Source organism: Xenorhabdus sp. KJ12.1 (genome assembly GCF_963876495.1).
Classification (GTDB): domain Bacteria; phylum Pseudomonadota; class Gammaproteobacteria; order Enterobacterales; family Enterobacteriaceae; genus Xenorhabdus; species Xenorhabdus stockiae.
Genome location: NZ_CAWNQH010000146.1, coordinates 1 through 1117 on the forward strand (window position 1 = coordinate 1; position 1117 = coordinate 1117).

The 1117-nt window shown below is 53.9% G+C and carries 1 protein-coding gene and 2 pseudogenes; all 3 read right to left on the reverse strand.

What is annotated here, in order from left to right:
• A pseudogene (locus AACS92_RS21770) lies at window positions 1–246 on the reverse strand (phage minor tail protein L); the annotation flags it as partial.
• A gap of 11 nt (window positions 247–257) precedes the next feature.
• Complete coding sequence (locus tag AACS92_RS21775) at window positions 258–590, reverse strand: phage tail protein (protein ID WP_099112028.1); 333 nt, start codon at window positions 588–590, stop codon at window positions 258–260.
• Window positions 590–1117: pseudogene (locus tag AACS92_RS21780) on the reverse strand (phage tail tape measure protein); the annotation flags it as partial. The pseudogene AACS92_RS21780 and the gene AACS92_RS21775, both read right to left, overlap by 1 nt.

Below are 1117 nucleotides of genomic sequence, written 5' to 3' on the forward strand. Positions count from 1 at the left end.
TACCGCCCTTCCATCACTGGTCACTTCCAGCCCTTCAATGCTGACGGGCCACGGTTTGTATTCTACACCCTGCCACCAGAGCGATTTCACCGGTAAGTTCCCGCTATTTTCTAGCTCAGCCTCGGTATACGGGATAGGATGATGGTGAAAGTACAAGACAGGCCCGCCAAAGGCCGAGCCATCGACAGTCAATAAGACAATTTTACTTCCCGGCTCAAGCCGCTGAAGTGTTGCATTCATGGTCATGATGAGATCTCTTACGGATGATAGATACGGGTGAAGGTCACAGAGAGCGTGAAATAAGCGCCATGGGCCTGAACTGTGAATTTTCCTGCCTGATACAATCCCGGTTCAGAGAGCGGATTACGCCATTTAAATGCGCGCCAGCCCTGATGCTCACGCAAAAAAGCGATAATCGGCTGGATATCAGACAACGTCCCGACAAAAGACACTGGCCAATTTTCGCGCTGCGCGTTGATCCCACTGCCGGAGGTCTGCTTATAGCCATCACCGAACTGGACGGCACGTACCCTCGGCTCAAACTCGCCACTCGCGCCCACCCTGACAGGAAAATCAAAGGTTTTTATCATTATCGTCCTCCTTTAATCGCCGCGCTGAGTTCACCACCCTGACTCAGACTTTTATGCAATAAAAATTTGAAGCGCTGATCGACAAATTTCGCAATATCCTGCCCCGCAGACTCGGCACCCCGGGATGTTTTCGTGTCATGCGTTCCCTCGGCATGGATCACAATATGAACGGAATTAAAGGTGGAGTTGCCCGTACTGCCGGTGGCTTGAACCCCCAGCTTACCGTCAGCACCGCGTTTTAAGGGCAAGATCGCTTCCGGGCCGGCTTCCCCCATCACTCCGCCCCCTTTGGCGAACGCAAACAGCGTCGGTTGACTGACCACCTGCCCGCTGTACTGACTTAAATCCGTCGATTGATAAACGCCGCCTTTCGCATTCATGATGGGACTCTTCCAGACATCCGGCGTTATGGTGGTGCCAGAACCCACCGAAGACAGGCTACCCCCCGCCGAAGACAATGCGCTGGCCCCCATGCTGCCCATCCCACCCCCAAAGAAACCGGAGAGGGCTTTGGTGATCAATGCCTG

Bases quoted from the DNA above. Each gene is read 5' to 3' on its own strand.
- AACS92_RS21775 (WP_099112028.1), bottom strand. From the start codon at position 590: ATGATAAAAACCTTTGATTTTCCTGTCAGGGTGGGCGCGAGTGGCGAG.